Origin of the sequence: Algoriphagus lacus, assembly GCF_003583985.1 — a bacterium.
Classification (GTDB): domain Bacteria; phylum Bacteroidota; class Bacteroidia; order Cytophagales; family Cyclobacteriaceae; genus Algoriphagus; species Algoriphagus lacus.
Genome location: NZ_QXML01000003.1, coordinates 220,640 through 246,303 on the forward strand (window position 1 = coordinate 220,640; position 25,664 = coordinate 246,303).

The 25,664-nt window shown below is 43.5% G+C and carries 22 protein-coding genes; 16 read left to right on the top strand and 6 right to left on the bottom strand.

Annotated features, from left to right (window positions below):
- The first annotated feature begins 65 nt into the window (after positions 1–65).
- Genes D0X99_RS08090 through D0X99_RS08100 form a run of 3 tightly spaced genes read left to right on the top strand, consistent with a single transcriptional unit; the run spans position 66 to position 2,691 of the window.
- Positions 66–647, top strand: a complete 582-nt coding sequence (locus D0X99_RS08090) for a NifU family protein (RefSeq protein ID WP_119477170.1) — start codon at positions 66–68, stop codon at positions 645–647.
- Positions 648–659: 12 nt separating this feature from the next.
- On the top strand, positions 660–1,736 hold the full coding sequence (locus D0X99_RS08095) for a DUF3810 domain-containing protein (protein WP_119477171.1): 1,077 nt from the start codon (positions 660–662) through the stop codon (positions 1,734–1,736).
- Positions 1,737–1,794: 58 nt separating this feature from the next.
- Positions 1,795–2,691: a M23 family metallopeptidase gene (locus D0X99_RS08100; protein WP_119477172.1), complete on the top strand. Its 897-nt coding sequence runs from the start codon at positions 1,795–1,797 to the stop codon at positions 2,689–2,691.
- A gap of 11 nt (positions 2,692–2,702) precedes the next feature.
- Here the strand turns inward: D0X99_RS08100 and D0X99_RS08105 are convergent, their stop codons facing one another.
- Together D0X99_RS08105 and dusB are read right to left on the bottom strand one after the other, a co-directional pair.
- The gene (locus D0X99_RS08105) at positions 2,703–3,599 is read right to left on the bottom strand and encodes a DMT family transporter (protein ID WP_119477173.1); all 897 of its coding nucleotides are present in this window, start codon (positions 3,597–3,599) and stop codon (positions 2,703–2,705) included.
- A 101-nt stretch (positions 3,600–3,700) separates the two neighbouring features.
- Positions 3,701–4,696, bottom strand: coding sequence for a tRNA dihydrouridine synthase DusB (gene dusB, locus D0X99_RS08110; RefSeq protein ID WP_119477174.1), 996 nt, complete (start codon positions 4,694–4,696; stop codon positions 3,701–3,703).
- 37 nt (positions 4,697–4,733) lie between these two features.
- Between dusB and D0X99_RS08115 the strand changes: the two genes are divergently transcribed.
- The 5 genes from D0X99_RS08115 (at position 4,734) to D0X99_RS08135 (ending at position 8,775) form a co-directional block, all read left to right on the top strand.
- Positions 4,734–5,687 (top strand): CPBP family intramembrane glutamic endopeptidase, encoded by a 954-nt coding sequence (locus D0X99_RS08115; RefSeq protein ID WP_119477175.1) that lies wholly within the window; start codon positions 4,734–4,736, stop codon positions 5,685–5,687.
- Positions 5,662–5,868, top strand: coding sequence for a putative signal transducing protein (locus tag D0X99_RS08120; RefSeq protein ID WP_119477176.1), 207 nt, complete (start codon positions 5,662–5,664; stop codon positions 5,866–5,868). Before D0X99_RS08115 ends, D0X99_RS08120 begins: the two co-directional genes overlap by 26 nt.
- Positions 5,852–6,694, top strand: a complete 843-nt coding sequence (locus D0X99_RS08125; RefSeq protein WP_119477177.1) for a phosphatidate cytidylyltransferase — start codon at positions 5,852–5,854, stop codon at positions 6,692–6,694. The genes D0X99_RS08120 and D0X99_RS08125 overlap by 17 nt, the downstream gene beginning before the upstream one ends.
- Before the next feature lie 69 nt (positions 6,695–6,763).
- Positions 6,764–8,041, top strand: coding sequence for a Glu/Leu/Phe/Val family dehydrogenase (locus tag D0X99_RS08130; protein ID WP_119477178.1), 1,278 nt, complete (start codon positions 6,764–6,766; stop codon positions 8,039–8,041).
- Positions 8,042–8,115: 74 nt separating this feature from the next.
- A complete protein-coding gene (locus D0X99_RS08135) occupies positions 8,116–8,775 on the top strand; it encodes a phosphatidylserine decarboxylase family protein (protein WP_119477179.1) in 660 nt (219 codons plus the stop codon).
- A 58-nt stretch (positions 8,776–8,833) separates the two neighbouring features.
- Here D0X99_RS08135 and D0X99_RS08140 read toward each other — a convergent pair whose 3' ends face one another.
- From D0X99_RS08140 to D0X99_RS08155, 4 genes are all read right to left on the bottom strand, one after another.
- Positions 8,834–9,295: a Clp protease ClpB gene (locus D0X99_RS08140; RefSeq protein WP_119477180.1), complete on the bottom strand. Its 462-nt coding sequence runs from the start codon at positions 9,293–9,295 to the stop codon at positions 8,834–8,836.
- Between the two features lie 78 nt (positions 9,296–9,373).
- Positions 9,374–10,066 (bottom strand): tRNA (5-methylaminomethyl-2-thiouridine)(34)-methyltransferase MnmD, encoded by a 693-nt coding sequence (mnmD, locus tag D0X99_RS08145; protein ID WP_119477181.1) that lies wholly within the window; start codon positions 10,064–10,066, stop codon positions 9,374–9,376.
- Entirely contained in the window at positions 10,063–10,545 is a 483-nt protein-coding gene (ispF, locus tag D0X99_RS08150) for a 2-C-methyl-D-erythritol 2,4-cyclodiphosphate synthase (RefSeq protein ID WP_119477182.1), read from the bottom strand. Before ispF ends, mnmD begins: the two co-directional genes overlap by 4 nt.
- Positions 10,542–11,783 carry a M16 family metallopeptidase gene (locus D0X99_RS08155; RefSeq protein ID WP_119477183.1) on the bottom strand — a complete coding sequence of 414 codons (1,242 nt, stop codon included), beginning with the start codon at positions 11,781–11,783 and terminating at the stop codon, positions 10,542–10,544. The genes ispF and D0X99_RS08155 overlap by 4 nt, the downstream gene beginning before the upstream one ends.
- 192 nt (positions 11,784–11,975) lie before the next feature.
- Here D0X99_RS08155 and bshC point away from each other — a divergent pair, with 192 nt between their 5' ends.
- The 8 genes from bshC (at position 11,976) to odhB (ending at position 25,608) form a co-directional block, all read left to right on the top strand.
- Positions 11,976–13,544, top strand: coding sequence for a bacillithiol biosynthesis cysteine-adding enzyme BshC (bshC, locus tag D0X99_RS08160; RefSeq protein ID WP_119477184.1), 1,569 nt, complete (start codon positions 11,976–11,978; stop codon positions 13,542–13,544).
- 102 nt (positions 13,545–13,646) lie between these two features.
- Positions 13,647–14,216, top strand: coding sequence for a 5-formyltetrahydrofolate cyclo-ligase (locus D0X99_RS08165; RefSeq protein ID WP_119477185.1), 570 nt, complete (start codon positions 13,647–13,649; stop codon positions 14,214–14,216).
- Positions 14,217–14,237: 21 nt separating this feature from the next.
- Entirely contained in the window at positions 14,238–14,738 is a 501-nt protein-coding gene (locus D0X99_RS08170) for a hypothetical protein (protein ID WP_119477186.1), read from the top strand.
- Between the two features lie 445 nt (positions 14,739–15,183).
- Complete coding sequence (locus D0X99_RS08175) at positions 15,184–18,417, top strand: SusC/RagA family TonB-linked outer membrane protein (protein ID WP_119477187.1); 3,234 nt, start codon at positions 15,184–15,186, stop codon at positions 18,415–18,417.
- 17 nt (positions 18,418–18,434) lie between these two features.
- A complete protein-coding gene (locus D0X99_RS08180; protein ID WP_119477188.1) occupies positions 18,435–20,090 on the top strand; it encodes a SusD/RagB family nutrient-binding outer membrane lipoprotein in 1,656 nt (551 codons plus the stop codon).
- A gap of 24 nt (positions 20,091–20,114) precedes the next feature.
- Positions 20,115–21,041 (top strand): hypothetical protein, encoded by a 927-nt coding sequence (locus tag D0X99_RS08185; RefSeq protein ID WP_233553679.1) that lies wholly within the window; start codon positions 20,115–20,117, stop codon positions 21,039–21,041.
- Between the two features lie 149 nt (positions 21,042–21,190).
- Positions 21,191–23,983: a 2-oxoglutarate dehydrogenase E1 component gene (locus D0X99_RS08190; protein ID WP_119477337.1), complete on the top strand. Its 2,793-nt coding sequence runs from the start codon at positions 21,191–21,193 to the stop codon at positions 23,981–23,983.
- A 95-nt stretch (positions 23,984–24,078) separates the two neighbouring features.
- On the top strand, positions 24,079–25,608 hold the full coding sequence (gene odhB, locus D0X99_RS08195) for a 2-oxoglutarate dehydrogenase complex dihydrolipoyllysine-residue succinyltransferase (RefSeq protein WP_119477190.1): 1,530 nt from the start codon (positions 24,079–24,081) through the stop codon (positions 25,606–25,608).
- Positions 25,609–25,664 lie beyond the last annotated feature (56 nt).

Sequence of the window (25,664 nt, forward strand, 5' to 3'; positions counted from 1 at the left end):
AAAATTTCAGGGCTTCGGAACTTCCGAGGCCCTTTTTGGTTTCTCTAGTTATAATTTTCAATTCCATGCTGAAAGCTCAAGCCAGACCCGTACACCTCTACATGGAGGCCAATCCGAATCCGAATTCTCTCAAGTTTGTGGCGAATTTTATGCTCGCTGAGGAAGGGATAAGTTTTGATTATCCTGATGCAGCAAGTACAGGAAATAGCCCATTGGCTAAAGAACTCTTCAATTTTGCAGCAGTTCAGCGCGTATTTATCGCGTCCAACTTTGTCACCGTCACCAAATCTGAAGAAGTGGAGTGGGCAGAGATTCAGAATATCATTCGTGATCATATCAAGCAGTTTCTGGAGTCAGGTCAAAAGCCCGTTCAGGCAAGTTTTGACAAAGACCCGCTCTTCGATGAGAATGACTCAGAGATCGTGAAAAAAATCAAAGGCATTTTGGATGAGTATATTCGTCCTGCTGTGGAGCAAGATGGAGGAGCAATTGTATTTCATTCTTTCCAGGATGGAATCGTGAAGGTGCTCTTGCAGGGTTCCTGTTCCGGATGTCCTTCCAGTACAGTTACGCTCAAAGCAGGAATCCAAAACCTACTGACCCGTATGCTTCCGGAAGTGAAGGAAGTGCAGGCAGAGGGAATCTAATCTTTACCTCAAATGGGTAAGAGAGATTGGTCATGGGCTTTTCTGGGAATCCTTGCCCTGATCATCCGATATTTTGCCATTCAGAATCCGGAGGCAACCGATGAGATATATTCCCGTCGGTTTTTTCCTGGAATTCGAAACGTAATTGATTTGACGCTCGGGAATCTTCCGTTTCCGAGCGTTTACCTTTTTATGGCCCTGGTGTTTTTTGTTCTGGGGATGTTCATCCTTAATTTCAAAAGGAAAGTGGGTTGGAAGTCCCGTTCCTTTTTTACTTTTCGATCCTTGGCTAATGGCGTTGGGGCTCTTGTTTTCTTTTTTCTGGTGCTTTGGGGTTTCAATTATCAGCGTACACCAATCTTTCAACAGTTGGGGCTCAAACCAAAAGCCCTCAATCTTGAGCAGCTTGAATCAGAAATTTTAATTACCCAACGGCTCGTGGAGCAGTATAGGGGAAGGGTAACAGCCGATACAACTCCAATCACACAAATCTTGGATTACCCTGATCTGGAGCGTTTGGTCAGAAGCAATATGAGTGAAAACCTGTCCGTGTTGGGGCTGAATTTTACCGGAAAGCCAAGGACGAAACAGTTTCCCCCACCCGGGTTTATGCGGAAAATGGGGATTCTCGGGATTTATTTTCCATTTACCGGAGAGAGCTACATTGATCCTACGTTGCATCCTTTGGAGCAACCCTTTACTGTAGCACATGAAATGGCCCACAGCTATGGGGTGACCGATGAGGGGGAAGCCAATTTTATCGCCTGGGTAATTTGTACCAATTCGGATGATCCCTTGTTGAGGTATTCCGGTCACCTTCGATTGCTTCTGTATCAGATGAGGGATTATTACCGGATGGCTCCCGATGAGTACAAAGCTTGGGTAAAAAACATTTCACCTGGAATCCGAAACGACCTGAATTCCATTCGGGAAGCCAGCGAAGCGATTCAGCCGTTTTCCCTTGAACTAAGTCGTAGATCCAACGATATTTTCCTGAAAAGTCAGGGAGTGAAGGCCGGTGTAAACAGCTATCAGCAATTGCCGATGCTGGCTTTTTCCTGGCGAAAAAGAATGAATTTGAAAGATTGATTCTTGGAATTTAGTTAATAGAAAGTATTTTTAAGTCAAAATATACTTTCTCACCAAAATGACTAAACTAGTTCTTTTTATTTACCTTTTTCTTTCTTGCACTTCAGCACTTTTTGCTCAAATCACTATAGAAACAGAGCGGGACAAAGAAAACAATGTGATCTTTTACGCGACCAATTTGGCCGAAATTCCTTACTCAGTGGTTCTCAATTTCTCTCAAATCCAAAATTTGACTACCCCGGCTGGAGGAAACACAACTGTAGTAGCCAATCCGGGTAGAACTAAGGTGGCCACGCTGAGTCCTACTCTCGCAGGACAGGGTTCGAGCTATCGCTATTCTTATTCATTTGCAAAAGGAAATGTCTACGCGAAGACCAAGGTCAATCCCGCGTATTTGGTTCCGGTATCTGAAGGGACAGTGGTGAAGGCAGTATTGAATAATCCTCTCGAGGCCACAGTTGGAAATGAATCTGCAAAGGGCTCCTATGTAGGGGTTTCCTTTATGTTTGATCAGCCTGTTGAGATAGTTGCTCCTCGAAAGGGAATTATCGCAGCGATGAAAATGGATGCGAATGTGACTGGGAATAATTTAAGCTTTGTCGCGGAGGAAAATTTCATTGAGATCTACCATGAAGATGGGACTTTCACCAAGCTGACAGTGCTGAAGCCGGGGTCCGAAAAGGTAAAAGTGGGGCAGCAAGTTTTCCCTGGAGAAGTTTTGGCAGAATCAGGGGGAGAAAATTATTCCCAAGGCCCACATGTACGAATGATAAACATCAAAACTGTAAAGGACAGTGACCGCTTGATCCATCAGCCATTTCCAGTCAGCTTTGTGAGTGACAAAGGCAATGTCGAGATCAAGCAATACATCACATTTGAAGTGGTGCATCCTGAGGAAGTGGTCGTCTTGGAGATGAGTAAAAGAGAGCTGAAGACCTATCAGGAAGGTAAATAGCCGGGAAAAACCTATTTCCTATTTCCCACCCAAACCCCAAGGATTACTGCAGCAATTCCCAGGTAGTGGCCTAATAAAAGCACCTCACCATCCAACACGCCCCACATGATTGCCACGATCGGTATCGTGTAAGTCACTAGGCTGGCAAAAAACGGACTGGCGCTTTTCACCATAATATTGAACAGGATCAGTGCACTGGCCGTGCCCACCATTCCCAGAATCGTGACGTAGCCAAGTGCCTCCATTGCATCGGGATGAGTCACCAGCTTGTAGGAAAAATTGGTCCCCGCAAAAAGGTAAATCAAGGCCAAAGGCAGAATCATCAACAACGAGATCGAAGAGATTTCAATGGATTTCAGTTTGGTAAACCGGGTTTTGATCACATGAAGGTTGAACGCATAGCAGATGCAAGCTGCAATGACAAACAGCGCATAAGAATTGATTCCTGCAAGCGAATCCCAACCTCCGCCGTCCTTATAAGTTACCAGGATAATAACCCCTACAAATGCAATTACCAATCCAAGGGCATTTCTGCCGGTAATCTTGGTATTGAAAAACAGAGCGCCTACTAGTACCACAAAAAGCGGGGTTAATGCATTCAAAACTCCAGTCAGGGAACTGCTGAGTTGGGTTTGAGCCATCGGAAACAAGAATGCCGGGATGAAACTGCCGAGCAAACCCGCCAAAAGCAGGTTTTTTACCTGGGTTTTATTCAGGTTTTTGAGCTTTGGGATGGAAAGCGGAAGGAGTAGAGTAGCAGCCGCTACCATTCGATAAGCCCCAACCTCTCCAGGAGTGAAAACCTCCAAGCCTCTTTTGATCAGGATAAATGAGGTTCCCCAGATCAGGGTTAAGATGACAAGTAAAGCCCAGTTTTTCAGGCTGTTTTCTGAGTGAGTAGTACTCATTAAATGGAGGGGGTAATTTTCGTTTGCAAAGGAAGTGATTCCTAAAGATATAAGGTCAAAAAAAAGACCTCAGGGGTTAAAATTCTGAGGTCTTGTTTGGTTCAGCTTTGAAATTCATAATCCGCATAGGCCTCTGCTACCTGTTCGAGTATTTCTGCTACCTGAGCGTAGGTTTCGGCAGTGACCATTTCAGTTCTGAAGGTTTTGAAATTTGGCATGCCTCGAAAATAATTCGTGTAATGTCTGCGCATTTCCAGGATTCCCTGTTTTTCGCCTTTCCATTCCACTGAAAAATCAAGGTGTTTTTTTGCTACGGCAATCCGTTCGTTCAAGTCTGGGATGGGAAGTTTTTCCCCGGTTGCCAGAAAGTGTTTGATTTCATTGAAAATCCAGGGATATCCGATTGACGCACGGCCAATCATCATACCGTCCACGTTGTATTTGGCCTTGTATTCGGCAGCCTTTTCAGGAGAATCAATGTCACCGTTGCCAAAAACCGGAATATGCAGTCTAGGGTTGTCTTTGACCAAATTAAGGTAACTCCAGTCAGCCTCGCCCTTGTACATCTGCTGACGGGTACGGGCATGAATGGAAATCGCCTGTATTCCTACATCCTGGAGCCTTTCAGCTACCTCCACGATACGGATGGTGTCATGGCTCCAGCCGAGCCGGGTTTTTACTGTAACCGGAATATTGACCCTCTTGACGATCTCGGCAGTCATGGAGACCATCTTGTCGATGTCCAGAAGAATCCCGGCTCCGGCACCTTTACAGGCTACTTTGTGTACTGGGCAGCCATAGTTGATATCCAAAATATCAGGACCTGCGGCCTCTGCAATGGCAGCGGCTTCACGCATGGATTCGATCTCAGCACCAAAGATTTGTATTCCCACAGGACGCTCATAGTCGTAGACATCCAGCTTCTGGACACTTTTTGCGGCATCCCGAATCAGGGCTTCGGAGCTGATAAACTCGGTGTACATGAGGTCTGCCCCGTTTTGCTTGCAGACTGCGCGAAAGGGTGGATCGCTTACATCTTCCATCGGGGCGAGCAGTAAGGGAAACTCCCCCAGCTCTAACTTTCCAATCTTAACCACTTCTCAATTCTAAATTTGACGTAAATTTACCCCAAATATGGAGATTTACGAAACCCAATCAGAAATAGCCAAACGTAAGAATTGGCTTTTGTCCCTGGTAGTCATTGTTTTAGTCACTTTTGGTACGCTAATTCTCCTTCAGGGAATAGCTTTGGCCTTTATTCCGACTTTGTTCAATATTACGCTGGAAGATGTATTAGGACTCATGTCCGGTAATTTTGATGTGCCAAATGGACGAATGGCGATGCTTTTTGTTCAAGGGATTGGCTCGGGAATAGGTTTTTGGGTAGCCTCTTGGATCATCACCCGATTCATTGAAAAAGCAGATCTCCATTGGGAAATCCAACATTCAAGATTTACTGTTAAAAATCTGGGTGTTGCCTTGGGAATTACCCTTGGAGCCATGTTTTTCAATGGCCTGTTGGTCTATTGGAATGCCCAGCTGGATCTTCCCGAGTCCATGTCCGAAATGGAAAGCTGGATGAAGGAAATGGAAACCCAATTGATGGAACTCACCAAGTTTCTGACTGATTTTCAGACAATACCTGAACTTCTCACCGGGATTTTGGTCATTGGAGTTTTTGCCGGAATCGGTGAAGAAATGTTCTTTCGAGGTGTCGTTCAACCCAAAATGAAGCTCTACACGAATTCTGCTCACTGGGGGATTTGGTTGACTGCGATTATCTTTTCAGCGATTCATGTGCAGTTTTATGGGTTCCTTCCCAGGGTTTTTCTGGGAGCCTTATTCGGATATTTATATATGTATTCCGGTAGCTTAGTATACCCGATTCTTGCCCATATTTTCAATAATTCACTGACAGTGATTGTAGTATATATGGCTAATCAGGGGATGGTGGACTTTGATCTGGAGTCCACAGATACGGTGTCTTATCCTGCAGCAATAATTGGACTTTTGGTTCTTATGGTTGGATTCTTTTACTTTAAAAAAATCAATCAACCAAAAGATGCAGAATTGGATCAGGGTATTTGAGGACCAAAATCAGATCCGTGCAGAAATTGTGAAGGGGGTGTTGGAAGAAAGTGGAATTCCTGCAGTGGTCTTAAATAAAAAAGAAACCGTGTATCAGCTAACGGGAACTTTCGAAGTATTGGTTCCCCACGGAGATGTCATGGTAGCGATGCAATTGATTCAAAATGAGATCACATTTTAATATTAATAACTACAGTAACCTGGGGCAGCGTGCAATTACTGCGTTGATCGGTGGGTTGATTGTGGTCTCGGCTTCCATATTTTCTGATTGGACCTATTTTGTGGTTTTCGCAGGAATTCTTGCCTTTTCGCAAATGGAATTCTACAAGCTTTCAGGTTTGGATGGAATGCTTCCTTTGAAGAGTTTTGGGACGGTTTTAGGGGTAATGATATTCACCCTCACTTTCATGATCGAAAAAGAACAATTGCCCAATGAGTACCTTTACCTGATTTTCCCACTCGTTTCTTTGACTTTTTTCATCAAACTCTACAAGAAAACTGATAAGAAACCTTTTACCGGTGTTGCTTTTACCTATTTGGGAATATTCTATGTTGCAGTACCTTTTTCATTATTGAATCTGGCGGTATTCTCAGTTGATAAAGTCTACCATTACGAAATTCTGATCGGATGCTTGTTGATACTCTGGGCAAGTGATACCGGAGCCTATTTCGCCGGGACGAAATTCGGTAAGACCAAACTTTTTGAGCGTGTGTCTCCCAAAAAGTCCTGGGAAGGGTTTTTGGGAGGTGCTTTTTCAGCCATAGCAGTGGCGTTCGTTCTTTCCCAGTACTTCCGGGTGCTGGAAGATTGGAAGTGGCTGGTGATCGCGGGCATTATCATTATTGCCGGTACCTATGGAGACTTGGTCGAATCATTATTCAAGCGATCAATTGAAATCAAAGATTCCGGTAACGGACTGCCCGGCCATGGGGGATTCATGGACCGTTTTGACGGATTGTTACTTTCGGCCCCCTTTATCACCGCTTTTTTGAAAATCTTTCAATAGAAAGGCGGGCTGTCTCAAAAACTACTTAAGTTTGTGAAGCATTTCACATATACATTTTAAAGACCCAATATGGCTTACATTGAACCGGCTCCGATAAAGGATAAAGAGAATCCTTTGGAGTCAATGATGGAAAGATTCAACATCGCTGCGGAGAAACTCGGACTCTCTGACGAGGTTTACAACGTGTTGAAGAATCCTGCCAAACAAGTAATCGTTTCCCTTCCAATCACCATGGACAACGGTAAAATCCAGGTTTTCGAAGGGATGCGGGTAATTCATTCCAACATTCTTGGTCCTGCTAAAGGCGGAATTCGATTCGCTCCTGATGTTCATCTGGACGAAGTGAGAGCTCTTGCTGCCTGGATGACCTGGAAATGTGCGGTAGTGGATATTCCTTATGGAGGAGGTAAAGGTGGAGTTCGCTGCAATCCGCGCGAAATGTCAAAAGGAGAAATCGAACGATTGGTCCGTGCTTATACCATGGCCATGATCGATGTATTTGGTCCGGACAAGGATATTCCTGCCCCGGATATGGGAACTGGACCTCGGGAAATGGCCTGGTTAATGGATGAATATTCCAAAGCTCATGGTATGACCATTCCTGCAGTAGTGACTGGTAAGCCACTCGTTCTTGGTGGATCTTTGGGTAGAACTGAAGCCACAGGACGAGGCGTGATGGTAACCGCACTAGCTGCTATGCAAAAACTTAAAATCAATCCTTTCTCTGCAACTTGTGCAGTACAAGGTTTTGGTAACGTAGGAAGCTGGGCAGCTCAGCTTTTGGAAGAAAGAGGCTTGAAAGTAGTTGCTATCTCCGATCATACAGGAGCTTTTTACAACGAAAAAGGAATCAACATTGTGGAGGCGATCCAATATCGCGATGGTAACAATGGGACTTTGGAAGGGTTCACCGGCGGAGAAAAAATGGAAAATGCCATGGATCTACTGACTTTGGAAGTGGACGTGCTGGTTCCTGCCGCAGTTGAAGATGTTATCACAGTAGCCAATGCTGATAAAATAAAAGCTAAGCTGATCGTAGAAGGCGCCAATGGCCCAACCTCTGCCAAAGCTGATGCTATACTTAATGAAAAAGGAATCATGGCTGTGCCAGATATTTTGGCTAATGCAGGGGGGGTGACCGTTTCTTATTTCGAATGGGTTCAAAACAGATTAGGCTACAAGTGGACGGCAGACCGTGTCAACCGTCGCTCAGACCGAATCATGAAGGATGCTTTCGACAATGTTTATCAAGCTTCTGTCAAATATGAAGTGCCCATGAGAATTGCTGCATACATCGTTGCGATTGATAAAGTGGCAAAGACTTATACCTTCCGTGGAGGCTTCTAAGCCTTGATCTGGTTAAAAGTTTTAACTTTGAGGCGTGGGGTAGATCTTCTCCACGCCTTTTTAATTACACCGTTATGACAATACATCGAGAAGGACGAGTGCTGCTGTTTTGGCTGATGATCATCTTGGCCGTACTCAATTACCTGCTTTACTATTACTTACCGGAGGAAAGACTGTGGATCAATGTGTCTTTATTGGTCAGTGTGGTGATCTATCTGTTAATTTTACAGTTTTTTAGAAACCCAGTCTTCCCACTTCCAAATGAGGAGGGGATCGTATTCGCTCCAGCGGATGGTAAGGTAGTGGTGATAGAGGAAGCTTTTGAGGATGAATATTTGAAGGAAAAGCGAAAGCAGGTTTCCATATTCATGTCACCGGTAAATGTCCACGTGAACCGCTCCCCGGTGAAAGGTGTGGTGGAATATTTTAAATACCACCCCGGCAAATATCTGGTGGCTTGGCATCCCAAGTCCAGCACTGAAAATGAACGAACTTCGATGGTCGTGACCGACACCAATGGAAACAAAATCATGGTCCGCCAGATCGCCGGTGCTTTGGCTAGAAGGATCAAATGGTATGTCAAACCAGGATCTCAATTGGAGCAAGGCGGTGAATTTGGCTTCATCAAGTTTGGATCTAGGGTGGATTTATATCTGCCTCTCTCTGCGGAAATTCTCTGTACGATGGATCAGGTGACAAAAGGTGCTAGGACACCAATCGCCAAGTTGAAATAAAACCCAAACAAGAAATGAGGTAGTAAAAAAGGCTTCCTGATCATTCAGGAAGCCTTTTTTAGTGTTTTTTAATCCGGTAAATCCAATATCCAAGTCCTGCAGAGGTAAGGAAAAAAATCAGGCTTGCCCATTCAAAAGTTCTCCGATCCCTTATTTTGGATTCGATTTCTTTGTCTTTTTCAGCCAAAGCCCTTTGCATAGCTTGGACATTCTGTTCGAGTTTTAAAGTGATCGATTTATAATCTTCTTTTTCCTGGGAGATAGTGGTTGTTTCAATTGCGCCGATCATTCGGAGCTCGTCCATGATTTGATTGTCTTTGGCGAGGATTCGTTCCAGCCATTCGTTGGTTTCGATCATGTCCTTTTTGGTCCTGTTTCCAAAAATTCCAGTCTTTTTGCTTTCCGAAACCTTCCATTCGGCATGAAGCTGATCGCGTTCCTGCACCAACTTTTCCAGCTTTGCACCTTCCAAAGTTGGAGCCTGCAGGTTTAGTAAAATGGATAAAATTAAAATCAGCATGGTCGTTTTTCAGGTTTTGTTGGAAAAGGAAAAAACAATTTCAGTTATCAAGTAGGCATCCTGCCAAGTTTAAACTGGCTACTGCGCATTTATCTTCCAAGCCCGAGTCATCTCCTTCTTTCCGGGAGGACCGGGAAGAGTTTCAACTTCAAGTCCAAGATCTTTCAAGTCCCGCTTCAGTTGTCCCATGGCGCAATAGGTGGTGAATAGTCCACCAGGCCTCATGGTTTCAATGACTTTTTCCAAGGACTCTTTTTCCCAAAGTTCTGGCTGTTTGCTTGGAGCAAAGGCATCAAAGAAGACCACGTCGCAGGGATAAAGCTGAGCATCCTGCAGCGTTACTTTGTCTTTTTTAAAATTGAAATATTCAGAAACAGGTCCGCCTTCATTCCATGGAGCAGTGTGTAGCGCCTCGAAGTACTTGTGGAAGTGCCAAATCCCATGGTCATGCTCGATGTAATTGAGCTGGGAATAGATTTCTTTTTCGATGGGGTGGGGTTCTATGGTATGGTACAACACCGGAATCTGGTTTTGCTCGGCCCAAACTAAGGTAAGCCAGACATTAAGGCCGGTACCGAAGCCAACTTCAAAAATCCGGATGGGGTATTTTCTGGGATTTCTGGCCAGCCAAGAATCCAGGCCGTAAATCATAAAAACATGGATAGACTCCCGATAAGCGCCATGAAAACTATGGTAAGTCTCCTGCAACTCCTCGTGGTAAAGAGAATGTGAGCCGTCCTCTGTGGTGATGATTTTTATTTTTCCACTCATACTTTATAAATCAAAGCTGTGCAATACGCTGAAATTCCTTCCTCTCTTCCGACAAACCCCAGCCATTCGGAGGTGGTGGCCTTTATGGAAATGGCTTCTTCTTCCACTGCCATGACTTGGGCGAGGCAGGTTTTCATCGCAGGGATATGGGGATTGAGTTTGGGCACTTGGAGACAGACCGTAGAGTCCAGATTTCCAAGTTCGTAACCTGCCCCTCTGATCATCTTCATGACTTCAGTGAGGAGGATTTTGCTGTCGATTCCTTTGAATTTGGGGTCTTTGTCCGAAAAGTGATACCCGATGTTTCTCATGTTTGCCGCTCCAAGCAAGGCATCACAGATTACGTGAATGAGTACATCCGCATCAGAGTGACCGACTGCACCTTTTTCGTGTTCAAGCTTGATTCCTCCAAGCCAAAAGTCATAGCCTTCTTTCAGTTGATGTACATCATAGCCGAAGCCGATTCTGAATGGTGTCATGAATGGAATGATTGATAGTAAAGTGCCGAAGCCTGGTCTTCCTGAAGCAGACGGTTTGCCCAGGTTTTGATTTGAGCGGCTCCGATTTTTGATTTTTCCTCAAATTCCTGCCAATATAATTCAGGATCGCCTAAATGAGCATAGTAAGCGAGATTCATCGCCCGATTGATGAGTTGGATGGATTCATAGGTTTTGATTGCTTCACCTTGGTTTTTGATTTTCTGCAGGTCTCGATCGGAAATTTCCTTCCCTAAAAATTCCCCGATGACCTCGTCCAGTGCCTGCTCACCTTCTTTTGCAGAGATTCCGGATTCCATTTTTCCGGAGAAAACCAAGAGACCCGGATCCACCGAACCCGTGATATAACCACCGACTGAAGCGAAGATTTTTCCGTTTTTCACCAATCGCTGTTCAAGCAGAGAGGACTTTCCTGAGCCCAAAAGATCGCTGATCAAATCAGCTTCCAAGTAACCAGACTCGCTTTTGGCAGGCATTTTATAGGCCTTGTACAAAGCATCTGTAGGTACTTTTGCCTGAATTTCACGGGTCCGCTTTTGGGTTTGCACCGGTTCGGAAGCAATTTCGTTTCGCTTGGCCGGATTGGAGGCGATTGGGCCAAACCATTTCTGAGCCAATTTTTCAATTTGGGAAAGTGAGACATCACCTGCAACCACCAAAATGGCGTTTCCCGGATGATAGTGCGTTTGGTAAAACTCCCAAACGTCTTCACGGGTGTAGCCTTCGATGTCGCTGAGATTTTGGCCGATCGTTGGCCAGCGGTAGGGATGTTTTTCAAAAGCCAAATCCCGCATGTGATGCCAGACATCTCCGTAAGGTTGGTTGAGATAGCGCTGCTTGTACTCTTCCATGACTACTTTTCGCTGAGTTTCGATGGTTTTCTCACTTAGCGTCAGCTGCAGCATGCGATCAGACTCGAGCCAAAAGGCAGTTTCGATATTCGCAGCCGGCAAAGTCATATAGTAGTTGGTGATGTCGGGGCTGGTAAACGCATTGCAGGAACCTCCGACTAGCTCCAATTCCCGGTCGAATACTGGAACATTAGCCGAGCTCCCAAACATCAAGTGCTCAAAAAAGTGAGCTAGGCCGGTTTTTCCAGCCTTTTCAAATCTGGATCCGACCTTGTAAAGTAAATTGAATACGGCGATTTTGCTACTGTGGTCCTCATGGACTATCACTTCGAGGCCGTTGTTCAGGAAAAACCGTTGGTATGGAAACATTCAGTTCGGGTTAACTTAAATAGAATCTAAATGGGGTCTTTTGGTTTTCGAAAAGGGGTAAAATCTCCTGATTTTTACTTTTGCGCTACCTTTCACCACCATTGATGTAAGATGTCCTGTTTTTTGCAAAAAAAACCGAACTTTGGTTCGGATCGCTAAGTTAGCCTTCCCAAACATACTTCACCCACTCCGATGAAAAAACACTGCGTAGATCTGAATAAGACGGGTCAGTTTTCAAGATTTTTTTTGGACTATATAGAAGGTAAAGAAGAATTAAGGCCGTTTTATTCACATTTGCCCAAGCTGGAGAGTTTTGGCCAGGCCATCGCAGCCAAGAATTTTCCACTTGAAAACAGAGCAATTCTCAATCAGGCTTTGCTAGACCAATATTCCGGAGTGGAGCTTTCGGAATCAGTAACCAACAATTTGCAATCGCTTCTCAGCGAAAATACCTTTACCGTCACTACTGGCCACCAACTCAATCTTTTCACCGGGCCTCTGTATTTTATATATAAAATCGTCTCCACCATCAATCTAGCCAAACGTCTGAAGGAGGCTTATCCGAAAAATCATTTTGTTCCTGTCTATTGGATGGCTACCGAGGACCACGATTTTGACGAAATCAATTACTTCAAGTTGGATGGTAAAAAATACCAGTGGTTAAGCAGTCAAAAGGGTGCGGTTGGGGATTTCGAGCTGGATGACTCCTTTAAAACCTTTTTGAAGGAGGTGTCCTTTGCCCCGGATGTGTTCAAAAATGCCTATCAAACTTCAAAAACGCTGGGAGAGGCAGTTCGAAAGTATGTCAATCAGTTGTTTGGGGAGGAAGGATTGATCGTAGTCGATGGAAATGACGCTGCACTCAAGTCGATTTTCAAGCCAGTGATTTCCAATGATCTTTTTGAACATACACCGTTTAAGGAAGCTCAAAAAGCCAGTGATTCTCTGGAGCAACTGGGTTATAAAAACCAGATTTTCCCGAGGGAAATCAATTTGTTTTATTTGGAAAAAGGCATTCGGGAGCGAATTGAGGCTTCAGGACAGGGCTTTCAGGTATTAAATTCCGAAATCAAATTTTCCACTGAGGAAATCCGAGCGTTGGTGGACTCAAATCCGGAAAAATTCAGTCCCAATGTGGTGTTGCGGCCATTGTATCAGGAAATGATTCTACCAAATTTGGCCTATTTGGGAGGTCCTGCAGAGGTGGTGTATTGGCTTCAGCTGAAAGGAGTTTTTGAACATTTTGGAGTTCCTTTTCCCATTTTATTGCCTAGAAACTTCGCTTTGATTTTGGATGGACCGGTATTGAAAAAGACCGCTCAGTTGGGATGGGCCGTGGAAGATGTTTTTGTGAATTTTGAGTCCTGGAAAAAAGGATATGTTGAGCGGCAAGCGCAGGTGGATTTTAGCCTGAAGCAAGAGATTGAGATTATTTCCGAGCTTTTTGACAGAAAAGGAAAAGAAGCTGCAACTTTGGAAAAGAGTTTGGAATCGGCATTTCAGGCGGGCAAATCCCGAAGTCTGAAGATTTTGGATCAGATGAGTGCCAAATTGAGAAAAGCTGAAGAAAGGCGACTGGAAGTGGATCTGAACCGGGCAAAGGCTGTTTTGGATTTTACAGCTCCTGGGGGAAGTCCCCAAGAGCGTGTGGTCAATATGATGCAGTTTTACCTGGCAAATCCTTCCTTGATAGAAGATTTGTTGGATTGTTTTGATCCGCTTGACTTTAACATGATGGTGCTGGAATACACCTCAAATTGAACAGAATGACAAAGTTAGAGGGATAAAAATGGAGTGTGAGGGATTCTCCCTGAATAAATTCAGGACAGGCAATCAAGCCATGGGAAAACAAATTAAAGGCTGATGAAAAGCAAACAAGAACTAAGGTCAGCATACAGACAGCTGAGAAAAAGCCTTCAACCCACAGTAGTTGAAGCAAAATCCCGGTCAATACACGATCAATTTTTAAATTGGCTAAAGGACAAAAGCCATCTACAGCATTTTCATTTGTTCTTTCCGATCGATCGGTTTAATGAGGTGAATACCTTTTATATAAAGGACTCGCTCGATAAACTTGATAAAACCTTATACACCTCTCAAGTAAACAGAGGTGATACAGAACTGGATACCCTTAAATTGCCCAAGGACGCCGCTTTCTTTTCGGATGAATGGGGAATCCCTGTTCCACAGGAGTCAATCCTGGTTTCTCCAAATAAAATAGAGGTGGTATTTGTGCCTCTTTTGGCATATGATCATTCAGGGAACCGAGTTGGGTTTGGGAAAGGATTTTATGATTCTTATTTGGGAAAATTAAAACCGGAGGTTATCAAGATTGGCCTTAGTTTCTACCCGCCAGAGGAAACAATTCAGCCCGAAGCCCATGATGTGCCATTGGATTATTGCATTACTCCGGAAAAAGTTTTTACTTTTTGACAGGATTCAACCTGTAGCCAATTGAAAAAACCTATTTTTCTCGCTGTTGCCATTTTTGTTTTGGCATTTATTTCATTCTCTCCACAGGCTCTAGCTCAATATGGCGCCTACAACACCATGATTGGATTTCGGGCTGGAACCTCCGTTGGGGGATCAGTTAAGCGATTTGTTACCGATCACTCCGCAGTGGAGCTCATGGTATTCAATCGTTGGAAGGGATGGAATGCGGTCCTCCTTTATGAGCACCATATGGATATTCGAGAATTTAGAGGAATGGAGTGGTACCTGGGAGGTGGAGGCCATTATGGGATTTGGAAAGAGCCCCAAGCTGAACCGCCTTGGGTTTATAAAGGGACCGAGGACTATAAAGCATATGGAGTAGATTTTATAGTCGGTTTAGAATATAATTTTTATAATACTAACATCTATTTGAGTTTAGATTGGAAGCCTGCATATAATTTTGTTGACTTTACAAAGCTTTGGTGGGACGAAGCATCCTTCACATTGAGATATTCCTTTTAAAATTGAAAAACCGGTTAAAAAAAGAACCGGTTTTTTTCTTTTCTTCAAGAAACCTGAAAAAAGTTTGAAAAAAAACACCCTAAAATTTCGGATTTTTGATTTTTCCAATTTTTCATTTTTGAATTCCCTTCTCTTTTGAAATTTTATTAGAAAAATTTAATAAAAGGGTAGATTTTATTCTTAAAAAGGTTAAAAAAACAGCTTTTCAGGGCAGTAAAAATATTTTTTCCAGTTGAAAATAATTTTTGATTTTCAACTTTTTTGGCTTTTGGCCGAATATTGTTTCGGTAATGTTAAAAAATCCATCCAATCTGGTTAAGATTTGTTAAAAATGGGCATATTTTCCAAATAAAAAGGTTTTGGGGCCATTGAAACAAATTTTTTACCGCTTTTGAAATTAACCCAGAATAAATTTTCTTTACGAATCAACTAAACTAAATACCTTATGAGAAAAGCTTTACTCTTTGTTGTTGCGCTTTTCACCATGGCCCTCAGTTATGAGGTGTCGGCGCAACAACGGGTAATTACCGGCAAGGTAATTTCCGAGGAAGACGGTCTCGGGTTGCCAGGGGCAACGGTTCTCGTGAAAGGTACGACAGTAGGTACTACCACCGATTTGGATGGTAATTACTCTATCAACGTACCCGCGGGATCAGATGTCCTGATTTTCTCTTTCGTAGGTCTAAAGACCATGGAAGAGGCAATCGGTAACCGATCCGTAGTCAATGTCACTCTTGCGACTGACGCTGCTCAACTATCCGAAGTGGTAGTAACAGCGATCGGTATCGAAAGAGAGAAGAAAGCACTGGGTTACGCAGTAACTTCAGTGGACAATTCGCAGCTGGAAAACAGACCAGAGGCAGACGTGGCCCGCGTACTTCAGGGCAAAGTTCCAGGGGTGAACATCACCTCTACCAACGGTATGTCCGGTTCCGGTACCAACATGGTAATCCGGGGTTACAAATCGGCGACGGGAAATAACCAGCCACTATTTGTAGTGGACGGTGTGCCTTTTAACACCAGCACAAACGCCCAGAACGGCTTTACTACTGGTGGAGCTACAACATCTTCCCGATTCCTGGATATCGATCCAAACAACATCGAGAGCATGTCTGTACTGAAAGGTCTTTCTGCAACGGTTCTCTATGGTGACCAAGGTAGAAACGGGGTAATCCTGATCACTACCAAATCTGGTGCTTCCAAGAGAAAAGCTGCCGAAGTAACCATCAACCAGTCTGTATTTACCAACGAGGCAGCTTCTTTGCCTACTTATGGTCAAGTATATGGAAATGGTTTTCAGCAGGCTCCTGGTTTCTTCTTCTCAAACTTCGGTCCGAGAATGGATACTGGATTGACTATCAATCACCCTTACGCTACTTCATCCGTAGCAGCTATCCGTAATGAATTCCCTCAGTTTTGGGTGGATGGAAAAGTAGGTGGAACTCCGGTTCAGTATGAATACAAGGCCTACAAAGATCCATCTGAAATTTTCTTCAGAACTGGCTTGGTGTCAAATACCTCAGTTCAGATTGCAGGTGGTTCCGACAGAACTGGATTCAACGCTAGCTTTGGTTATACTGATGAGGAAGGCTATGTTCCTGGTAACGAGTTGGAAAAATACAACTTTGGATTGGGTATGAATTCTGCTATCACTGATAAATTGTCAGTGAACTCTTCATTCACTTTCGCAATCACTGATCTGAAGACTCCTCCTGTGAATGCTTCTTACGGATCTGGTAGTGATATTCCTTCCGTATTCGGACACGTGTTGTTCACTCCGCGTTCCGTGGATTTGGAAAATCTTCCTTTCGAACTTCCATCCGATAAGAGCTCTGTTTACTTCAGAGGCGGTAATGACATTACTAACCCTAACTGGTTGGTTAAGTACTACTCAAACACTTCCAAAGTAAATCGATTCTTCAATTCCACTTCTTTGAATTACGACATCAACGATGATTTCTCAGTAACCTACCGCATAGGTTTGGATACGTATACAGAGTTGCAGGAAATTAGGTACAATAAAGGGGGCGCAACTGCCAACTTGGCAACCAGAAATGGTTACTACAGATCAATCAACATCAACAATACCATCTGGAATCAGGATTTGATCTTGAACTGGAAGAAGGATATTTCTGATAAAATTGGTTTGAGTGCCTTGCTTGGAGGTAACAGCCGATTTGACTCTTACAATCAAAACGGTATAGCTTCTCAAGGACAGCTTGCATTCGGCTTGTTCAGACATTCAAACTTCAGAACTTCTGCTAACACAGATGCCTACTCTGGAGGTTCTTTGAACTTCACACAGGAAGAAAGAAGATACGGTGTGTATGCAAACGTAACTTTTGATTATTCCGATTACCTGTTCCTGAACATGTCCGCTAGAAATGACTGGACTTCAACAGTTGAAAAGCAGAACAGAAGTATTCTTTATCCAGGAGCTTCTATCTCATTTATCCCAACCACTGCATTTGACTGGAGTTCTTCAACGTTGAATGACTTGAAAGTTAGATTGGGCTATGGTACTTCTGCTGGTTATCCTTCACCATACAATACACGAAATGTATTGGCACAGTCTGCCAGAGCATTTGATGTGAATGGAGCAGTGACGACCACTCACTCAGTATCAAACACATTAGGAAACCCTAACTTGAAGCCAGAGCTTCATGGTGAGCTTGAATTAGGTGTTGAGGGTGTTATGTTTAATAACAAATTGAGATTTGACATCTCAGTTTATGAGAAAAACACCAGAGATTTGATTACCAATGCTCCAATTGATCCATCTACCGGATTTACATTCACTGCGATCAACATCGGTAAAATCAGAACAAGAGGTGCTGAAGTTCAGGCTACTGTGACTCCAGTTTCTACTGCTTCCGGTTTTGTTTGGAACTCTACTTTGAACTGGTCAAAGTATAGAACTGAAGTAATTGAACTTGGTGGTGGTTTGGAAGAAGTGGTAATTGCCGGATTTACTGACTTGGGTAACTTCGCAATTCCTGGCAAACCGTTCAACATCATCAGAGGTATTGGTTTTGACAGAGCTCCTGATGGACAGCCTATCATCCTTTCCAATGGTGTTCATAAGCCTACTTCCGAAAACGTTGACTTAGGTGATCCAAACCCAGCTTGGAATGGTTCTTGGATTAACAACTTTACCTTCAAAGGATTCACGTTCAACTTCATGTTGGAATATAGACATAAAGGTGCCGTATTCTCCAACACTGTAACTGCTACATTGGCCCGTGGTGTAACCAAGGATCCAGTAGCTGACAGAGAGTTGACCTTTATCATGCCAGGTGTAAGACAGGATGGTACAAATGCTGACGGAACTCCTAAGTATATTCCTAACGACTATCAAATCTCCGCTGCTGATTACTTCTTCTCTGGTTACCAGGGAGCGACTGACGAGCCCAACATTTTTGATGGTTCTATGATCCGGTTGAGAGAAGTTTCATTGGCTTACCAGTTGCCTAATAACTTGATGTCGAAGACTCCTTTCAAGAGAGCATCTATCGCGCTAAGTGGTACCAACTTGTGGTTTGAAGCACTTAACTTCCCTCCTAATATGAACTTTGACGTAGACGTGTTGGGTACAGGGGTAGGTAACGGACTTGGATTCGATTTCGTAACTGGTCCTAGCTCCAGAAGAGTGGGTGGAACGTTAACTCTTACTTTCTAACCCTAATAGAGATGACAATGAAAAGATTTATATACGGCCTGACAGTTGCAACCACATTGGTTTTTGCAACGTCTTGCGAAGAAAAATTGGATGAACTGTTGGAAAACCCAAATGCAGTTAACGCGACGACTGCATCACCGGACTTCCTCTTAAACAGAATCCAGTTGGATTACAAGGATTTGTGGTATGGAATTTCCGACAGAGGAGCAAGACTTACCCGTCAAATCAACCAAGGTTCTGCTTTGTATATCAACGCATATACTGCTATTTCCACAAACGGAACATGGACAAATGCCTACGCCAATATTCTGGCTGATATCGAGTTTTTGGAGCCGCTTGCTGAAGCATCCAACTTCCAAAGACACCTTGGTATTGCTAAAACAATCAAAGCGATGGTGCTTTTTGACATGGTTGATACTTATGGGGATATTCCTTATACTGAAGCACTTGATGCTGCAAACTTCAATCCTAAGACAGACACTGGTCAGGCAGTTTATGCCGCTGCGTTTGCTTTGTTGAATGAAGCTGCAGGTCACTTTACGGCTGCTACTTCTGCAGGAAGTCCAAACGATTATTATTACAACAGAAACTATACCCGTTGGGTAAAACTGATCAACACGTTGAAGTTGAGGTATTTCCTCAATACCAAGTTGGTTGACGCTGCAGCTTCAAAGGCTGGAATTAATGCGTTGATTGCTGAAAACAACATGTTGGGTGCAACAGATAGTTTTGTTTTCCAATTTGGTACTACTGCTGCTGATCCGGATTCTAGACATCCTAAGTTTGCTGGACAGTATACCCAAGGCGGTGGTGATTATCAGTCTACTGATTTCATGCATCATTTGACAGTCGATAAGGGTTTTGACGATCCGCGTGTTAGATACTATATGTATCGTCAGGTATTGACCAATACTACGAATGTGGATGAGCAAGAGTGCGTTTCTCAATTGCCTCCTTCTCATTATTTGGTAGGCAACTTCCCTTACTGTAATCCAGCGGGTAACAAAGGTTACTGGGGTAGAGATCACTTAGATCCAGACGGTATTCCACCAGATGGTTTGAAGAGAACTGCATACGGGGTATTTCCTGCTGGTGGTCGATTTGACAACAACAGCGCAGTTCCTGTAAACAACCCTGCTTTGGGAGCAAGAGGAGCCGGTATTCACCCAATTATGTTGGCAGCTTATGTTGACTTTATGCTAGCTGAAGCAGCCCTTACATTGGGAACAAATGGCGATCCAAAAGCACTACTTGCTTCAGGGATTACCAAGCATATCAATTATGTAAGAGCCTTCTCTGTTGCAACAAGTGAAAGTGCCGCAATCAATGCTATCATTAGCGATGCAGAACATGCTCGTCAAAGAGACAGTTATGTTGCGTTTGTAAACTCACGCTATGATGCTGCGGCTAACGCAAGTGCAAAAATGAATGTGATTGGTAGAGAATATTGGTTGGCTTTGTATGGTAATGGACATGAGTCGTATAATCTATACAGAAGAACCGGTAAGCCTGAAAGATTGCAGCCAGCTTTGGAAGCAGATCCAGGACCATTTATTCGGTCTTTCCTGTATCCAAACAACTATATGGTAACCAATACCAATGCTGTTCAGAAGCCTAATAACGCTGTACAAGTGTTCTGGGATAAGAATCCTGCATCACCTTGGATTTATTAACCAAAAAATTTAGAAAAAATGAAAATGCTAAAATATAGTTTCGGCTTATTGGCTACAGCACTCATCTTTCTAAGCTCTTGTAGAGATTTCGTGGAGCCTAATGTTCCGTACAGCGAATTTGATAACGGTGCTTATTTGAGAACAATTGCCAGAACGAGCACAACCTTTAACTTCTTCAATCTTGCAGGTTCAAAGTTTGCACTTACACTTGAGGCGGTTGATAAGGAAGATGGAGCTACAGTGGAAACTGTAGAAATCCGTGTCCGTCATAGAAGATTAATTGCAGGTGTAGGCTTAAAGTACACTCCAGCTAATGATGTGTTAGTTAAGACGCTTCAGGCTTCTGATTTTAAACCGAATGATCAATCCAGATTTTTGAGAACGGCGTTTGAGATCACTGCAGCTGAGGCAATTACGGCCGTAGGCTTGACTCCTGCACAAATTGCAGGTGGAGATGTATTCGAATTCAGATTGGTGTTGAATGACAAGTTTGGACGTGTATTCTCTACAAATAACGTGACTACTAACGTGGCTGGTGCTCCTTTCTATGCATCTCCATTCCAGTACAACGTTAGTGTGGTTTGTCCATCTGATTTGGCAGGCACCTATGCATTTGATGCATTGGAAACATTCTGTGGAAAAACCTTCTCAGGTTCTACTGTTTGGACTGCAGTTGCTTCAGTTGCTGGTGCTTACACCGTGAACGATGGTACCTTCGGTGCTTGGAATGCTTGTTATCCTGATACTTGGGGTAGTGGTAACGTGAGAATCAATGATGCTTGCGGTACATTGACTATGACCGGAACAGATAAGTATGGTGATAGCTACTCTATGAAGGTGTTGAGTTCAACTCCTACTGTCTTGACATTTGAGTGGGTAAACACTTACGGTGAATTTGGTACTGTGGCAGTTAAATCCAATGCTGGTAAACCTTGGCCAGCTTTGAAATAATAGGCTATTGATTCAGTTTAAAAGCAGTGCTCAAAAGGCACTGCTTTTTTTTATTCTTATTGGTCATTAATTAATATTTGCAAAAGCAAATATGCAATTTTTTAATCCAGCAAATTGAGCTTAGTTTTGATGGTTCTCAAAAAATAACCATGGATAAGTTCTCTTATATCGCTAATGCTCATGTTTCTTACATCGATGAGCTTTATGCTTCCTACAAAAACGATCCTTCATCAATAGACCCAAGCTGGAAGGAATTTTTCGACGGATTTGACTTTGCTTTGGCAAATTACGGTCAGGAAGAAAACGGTTCTGGATCTGTAAAGCCTGTAGTAGCCTCTGTGCAGAAATCGGGCTCCTTGGCTTCTCCGGGTACCATTATGGACATGGAGCAATTGCCAAAGGAAATCAAGGTTCGTGCCCTGATTCATGCCTATCGATCAAGAGGTCACTTAAGATCAAAAACAAATCCTGTAAGGGAACGGAGAGACCGCAAGCCGATGATTGATCCTGAGAACTTCGGTCTCGGTTCGGATGACATGAATACCGTTTTTCAGGCTGGTAATGAAATTGGAATTGGAAATGCCAAATTAGCAGAGATCATTTCTGCGCTGAAAACGATTTACGAAGGCCCTATGGGTTTCGAATTTTTATATATCCGCGATGCTGAAATCCTAGATTGGTTTAAGTCTAAGGTTGAAAAAGAAGCTCTTGCATTCAATCCATCTTTTGAAGAAAAAAAGAGAATTCTTTTCAAATTGAATCAAGCGGTGGTGTTTGAAAATTTCTTGCATACCAAGTACCTCGGCCAAAAGAGATTTTCTCTTGAAGGCGGGGAGAGCACCATTCCTTTTCTAGATGCGGTTATCAATACTGGTGCCCAATTTGGGGTAGAAGAGGTAATGATCGGTATGGCCCACCGAGGGCGATTGAATGTGCTTTCCAATATCATGGGTAAAACCTATGAGCAAATTTTTTCAGAGTTTGAAGGAACTGCCAAACCAGATCTTACGATGGGTGACGGCGATGTGAAGTATCACATGGGCTATTCAAGTGATATAGTTACTCCTGAAGAAAAGAAAGTCCACCTGAAATTAGCGCCAAATCCTTCCCATCTTGAAGCAGTTAATCCTGTGGTGGAAGGTTTTATCAGAGCTAAAATTGATCATGCTCACAAAGGAGATGTAAAGAAAGCGTTACCAATACTGATCCACGGTGATGCTGCAGTTGCTGGCCAGGGCATTGTATATGAGGTGACTCAAATGGCAGGTCTAAAGGGTTACCATACTGGTGGAACTATTCATTTTGTGATCAATAACCAGGTGGGTTTCACTACTGATTTTGATGATGCACGTTCTTCCATTTATTGTACGGATGTAGCTAAGATTATCGATGCGCCAGTCATCCACGTCAATGGTGATAATGCTGAAGCTGTGGTTTTTGCAGCAAAGTTGGCTGCTGAATTCCGTCAAAAATTCAGCAAAGACATCTTTGTGGATATGGTTTGTTATAGACGGCATGGACACAACGAATCAGATGAACCAAAATTCACACAGCCAGAGCTGTATAATATCATCTCAAAGCACCCAAATCCTAGGGAGATTTATGTGAAAAAATTGACCGAAAGGGGTGATTTTGATGCAAAAATTGCAGCCCAGATGGATGAGGAGTTTCGTCAGCTTCTTCAGGATCGCCTGAACATGGTCAAAGAAAAACCACTTCCATATCAGGCTACCAAGTTTGAAAGAGAATGGGCCAACCTAAGAAGGTCCACACCTGAGGATTTTGAGCAGTCTCCGGAAACAAGTATATCCACAGAAGCAATAGAAAAAGTCGCAGATGCGCTGACGGTCATTCCTAAAGGATTTAGGCCGATCAAGCAGATCGAAGTTCAAATGAAACAGCGCAAAGACATGTTCTTTGAATCCAAAGAGTTGAACTGGGCATCTGCTGAATTACTTGCTTATGGATCGTTGCTTTTGGAAGGTAAGACCGTTCGGATTACTGGACAGGATGTACAAAGAGGTACGTTCTCACACCGTCACGCGGTGATTCATGATGCGAACACCAATCAGCCATATAACTCTTTGAAGGAATTGAAAGGAAGCAAAGGGCAATTCCATATTTATAACTCTCTCCTTTCTGAATATGCGGTGTTAGGTTTTGAATATGGATACGCAATGGCCAATCCTAATTCTTTGACCATTTGGGAAGGACAGTTTGGAGACTTTGCCAATGGTGCACAAACCATGATTGATCAGTTTATTTCTTCCGGAGAATCCAAGTGGCAAAAAATGAACGGTATTGTGATGCTGTTGCCACATGGCTACGAAGGTCAAGGGCCCGAGCACTCCAACGCCCGTCCGGAGCGTTTCCTTCAGCTATCTGCCGAATACAACATGGTGGTTGCCAACATCACAGAACCTTCCAATTTCTTCCACTTGTTGAGAAGACAAGTAGCCTGGGAATTTAGAAAACCATGCATAGTAATGTCTCCAAAGTCGTTGCTGAGACATCCAAAGGTAGTTTCTCCACTTTCTGAATTCACCTCAGGAAGATTCAGAGAGGTTTTACCGGATGCCACCGTCAATCCAAAAGAAGTAAAAAGGGTGATCCTTTGTACCGGCAAAGTTTACTACGACCTGGAAGAAGCTAGAGAAAGGGATAAAATCAAGAATGTCGCTATCATTAGAGTAGAACAATTGCATCCACTTCCAAAGAATCAGATTCTGGAGAATCTCAAACAATATAAAGGAGCTGAAGTAGTGTGGTTACAGGAAGAACCAGAAAATATGGGTTACTGGAATTACCTTCTGAGATTGCTTTACAAGGATTTACCAATGAGTGTAATTGCCCGTAAACCGAGTGCTTCACCTGCTACCGGATACAATAAAGTCCACGTGGAAGAACAAAAAACAATTGTTTCACAAGCGTTGAAGCTTTAATCTTATTCTGTAATGGAACTTATCCCGGTACTAGTTTTAAAAAAATAAGTCAATAACCTCCTTCCAAAATAACCCGAAGGATAAAATATAGAACCATGAGCAAAGAAATGAGAGTACCTACAGTAGGAGAGTCGATCTCTGAAGTTACAGTGGGTCAATGGTTTAAAAAAGATGGAGATCTCGTTCAATTGGACGAAGTGCTCTGTGAACTGGAATCTGATAAAGCTACTTTTGAGTTCCCAGCTGAGGCCACTGGGATTTTGAGAATCAAGGCACAGCCTGGCGATACCGTAGAAATCGGGGGCTTGATTTGTGTCATTGAAGAGGCTACAGGTGCTTCCACTTCAGCTCCTGCAGCTGCCCAGCCGAGCGCACCAGCTGCAAAGGCTGTTGCTACTGGCGGAGTAAAGGAAATGATAGTTCCCACTGTCGGAGAGTCCATTACCGAGGTGACTTTGGCTAATTGGATCAAGAAGGACGGAGACTTTGTCACTTTGGATGAAATCATTGCAGAAGTAGATTCAGACAAAGCAACTTTTGAACTTCCAGCTGAGGCTACCGGTATCTTGAGACATGTGGCCAAGGAAGGTGATGTTTTGGAAATCGGAGGATTGATTTGCAGAATAGAAATTACCGAGGGTGCTCCCGTTCAAGGTGCTTCTCTAGTTTCAGCTCCTTCACCAGCTGCTTCTTCAACTCCGGCATCAGCTTCAGCTACTTATGCATCCGGACATGCATCACCAGCCGCATCCAAGATTTTGGCAGAAAAAGGAATTTCCGCTGCCGCCGTTTCTGGCTCTGGAAAAGACGGCAGAATCACTAAAGAAGACGCCATGAGTGCTCAAAAACCTGCTCCTGCCGCAGCTCCTGTGGCTCAGCCAACCAAGTCTGTCGAATCTGCTCCAGCTCCGATTATTCCTGGATCCAGAAATATCCGAAGAGAAAAAATGTCTTCCTTGAGAAAGACTGTTTCCCGTCGATTGGTTGCAGTGAAAAACGAAACAGCTATGCTCACCACATTCAATGAGGTGAATATGAAGCCAATCATGGACTTGAGAGCTAAGTTTAAAGATCAGTTCAAGGAAAAACATGGAGTTGGATTGGGCTTTATGTCCTTCTTTACCAAAGCTGTCTGTGTGGCATTGAAAGAATGGCCTGCTGTAAATGCCCAGATTGATGGAAACGATATTGTATTCAATGACTTTTGTGATATCTCCGTTGCGGTTTCTGCTCCGAAGGGATTGGTAGTGCCTGTGATCAGAAATGCGGAATCCATGAGCTTTGACCAGATCGAAAAGGAAATCGTGAGATTGGCAGGAAAGGCGAGAGACAACAAGCTTTCCATCGAAGAAATGACCGGCGGTACGTTCACCATCACCAACGGGGGAGTATTCGGATCCATGATGTCCACTCCAATCATCAATGCGCCTCAATCGGCCATCCTTGGGATGCACAATATTGTGGAGCGACCTATTGCGGAAAACGGCCAGGTGGTTATCCGTCCGATGATGTATGTGGCGCTTTCTTACGATCACCGTATTATCGACGGTCGTGAATCTGTCAGCTTCTTGGTTCGTGTGAAGCAGTTGCTCGAAGATCCGACTAGACTTCTTTTTGGAGTTTAAGAAATTTACGATTTATGAGGGGCTGGGTAGAACCGGTCCCTTTTTTCACAAATCTA

Bases quoted from the DNA above. Each gene is read 5' to 3' on its own strand.
- D0X99_RS08090 (WP_119477170.1), top strand. From the start codon at position 66: ATGCTGAAAGCTCAAGCCAGACCCGTACACCTCTACATGGAGGCCAAT.
- D0X99_RS08095 (WP_119477171.1), top strand. From the start codon at position 660: ATGGGTAAGAGAGATTGGTCATGGGCTTTTCTGGGAATCCTTGCCCTG.
- D0X99_RS08100 (WP_119477172.1), top strand. From the start codon at position 1,795: ATGACTAAACTAGTTCTTTTTATTTACCTTTTTCTTTCTTGCACTTCA.
- D0X99_RS08105 (WP_119477173.1), bottom strand. From the start codon at position 3,599: ATGAGTACTACTCACTCAGAAAACAGCCTGAAAAACTGGGCTTTACTT.
- D0X99_RS08115 (WP_119477175.1), top strand. From the start codon at position 4,734: ATGGAGATTTACGAAACCCAATCAGAAATAGCCAAACGTAAGAATTGG.
- D0X99_RS08120 (WP_119477176.1), top strand. From the start codon at position 5,662: ATGCAGAATTGGATCAGGGTATTTGAGGACCAAAATCAGATCCGTGCA.
- D0X99_RS08125 (WP_119477177.1), top strand. From the start codon at position 5,852: ATGAGATCACATTTTAATATTAATAACTACAGTAACCTGGGGCAGCGT.
- D0X99_RS08130 (WP_119477178.1), top strand. From the start codon at position 6,764: ATGGCTTACATTGAACCGGCTCCGATAAAGGATAAAGAGAATCCTTTG.
- D0X99_RS08135 (WP_119477179.1), top strand. From the start codon at position 8,116: ATGACAATACATCGAGAAGGACGAGTGCTGCTGTTTTGGCTGATGATC.
- D0X99_RS08140 (WP_119477180.1), bottom strand. From the start codon at position 9,295: ATGCTGATTTTAATTTTATCCATTTTACTAAACCTGCAGGCTCCAACT.
- mnmD (WP_119477181.1), bottom strand. From the start codon at position 10,066: ATGAGTGGAAAAATAAAAATCATCACCACAGAGGACGGCTCACATTCT.
- ispF (WP_119477182.1), bottom strand. From the start codon at position 10,545: ATGACACCATTCAGAATCGGCTTCGGCTATGATGTACATCAACTGAAA.
- D0X99_RS08155 (WP_119477183.1), bottom strand. From the start codon at position 11,783: ATGTTTCCATACCAACGGTTTTTCCTGAACAACGGCCTCGAAGTGATA.
- bshC (WP_119477184.1), top strand. From the start codon at position 11,976: ATGAAAAAACACTGCGTAGATCTGAATAAGACGGGTCAGTTTTCAAGA.
- D0X99_RS08165 (WP_119477185.1), top strand. From the start codon at position 13,647: ATGAAAAGCAAACAAGAACTAAGGTCAGCATACAGACAGCTGAGAAAA.
- D0X99_RS08175 (WP_119477187.1), top strand. From the start codon at position 15,184: ATGAGAAAAGCTTTACTCTTTGTTGTTGCGCTTTTCACCATGGCCCTC.
- D0X99_RS08180 (WP_119477188.1), top strand. From the start codon at position 18,435: ATGAAAAGATTTATATACGGCCTGACAGTTGCAACCACATTGGTTTTT.
- D0X99_RS08185 (WP_233553679.1), top strand. From the start codon at position 20,115: ATGCTAAAATATAGTTTCGGCTTATTGGCTACAGCACTCATCTTTCTA.
- D0X99_RS08190 (WP_119477337.1), top strand. From the start codon at position 21,191: ATGGATAAGTTCTCTTATATCGCTAATGCTCATGTTTCTTACATCGAT.
- odhB (WP_119477190.1), top strand. From the start codon at position 24,079: ATGAGCAAAGAAATGAGAGTACCTACAGTAGGAGAGTCGATCTCTGAA.